The organism is Pantoea sp. BAV 3049 (genome assembly GCF_009765445.1).
Taxonomy (GTDB): domain Bacteria; phylum Pseudomonadota; class Gammaproteobacteria; order Enterobacterales; family Enterobacteriaceae; genus Erwinia.
In genome coordinates this window covers 645,338-646,241 of the sequence record NZ_WHOY01000031.1, presented here as the reverse complement: position 1 = coordinate 646,241, position 904 = coordinate 645,338, and the positions used below count along the sequence as shown (strand labels likewise).

The following is a 904-nucleotide window of genomic DNA, read 5'->3' as shown; positions in this document are numbered from 1 at the left end:
CATAAGACTTAAACACAACTTACCGTTCATTTAATGCAACATATAATACATCGGGTCATCAGCATGGTAACAAATAGATAACCTGCAGGTTAAACAGCTGATTCCACCAACGCCAGGGAAAGGGTTCCGGCCAGACAGAACGCGCATAAAGTTACTGCTGGCCGGTCAACTTCACGTTAATTGACCTGGATGCACTGTTTGCCGGGCTGAAACTGAGGTAAGGGAAATTTAGTCAATGCCGGCGTAGAACCTCTGCTCAATCCCCGGGGAGGGAAGCTTTTATTTTTTTCCTTAGCAATTCAAAAAAATCGCCCGGAGTCGTATCCCACAGCTCTGTCGAAAAATCATCCCCATAGCGGGCCTCAAAATCTTCATCAACATCATCACATTCCCGGCAGAACTGCTCTATATCACCGAGCATCCCCTCCCTGAAAGCGGCAGGAGTATCAGCAATCCACGCATCAATCTGGGCACTCACGCTCTCGCCGCTACCAAACAGATCGTAATCCTGCCCAAAATAAATGGCTATCAGACTGTCCAGCCCGAACGTATTCAATTTCTTCATATCTATATCATCGGAAAAGACGTCAGCACGAAATAGGGTTTCCCGTGCCAGTATTCAAATTTCAGGACCACACGGACCTTATAACAATCTTTAACATCTCCGGCCCCCCTGCTGACAGAAATACCTGTCTTTCTGGCAAAACTGCCGTCGAATATCATTTTAAGATTTTGTCCTTGTGGGACATTTTTAGCCAGAATGGCAATCTGATTTTTATTGTTCCTGAGTACTTTTGAAATAAGGATTTCTGCATCCTGCACAGAGATGAAGCTGCTCGACTGCATGAGCCTCGGGGACGACTCGAGCCGTGTAAATAATTCATCTGCTGATTTACCTGCGTGG

General features: G+C 46.0%; 2 protein-coding genes. Both read right to left on the bottom strand.

Annotated features, from left to right (window positions below):
* Positions 1-256: 256 nt before the first annotated feature.
* A complete protein-coding gene (locus GSQ70_RS03850; RefSeq protein WP_158781314.1) occupies positions 257-565 on the bottom strand; it encodes a contact-dependent growth inhibition system immunity protein in 309 nt (102 codons plus the stop codon).
* Positions 566-567: 2 nt separating this feature from the next.
* Positions 568-904: RNase A-like domain-containing protein (locus GSQ70_RS03845; protein WP_304623049.1), on the bottom strand; the 337-nt coding region annotated here is incomplete at its 5' end.

What these genes read in the sequence shown, in the direction of transcription:
- GSQ70_RS03850 (WP_158781314.1), bottom strand. Translation starts at nt 565, where the DNA reads ATGAAGAAATTGAATACGTTCGGGCTGGACAGTCTGATAGCCATTTAT.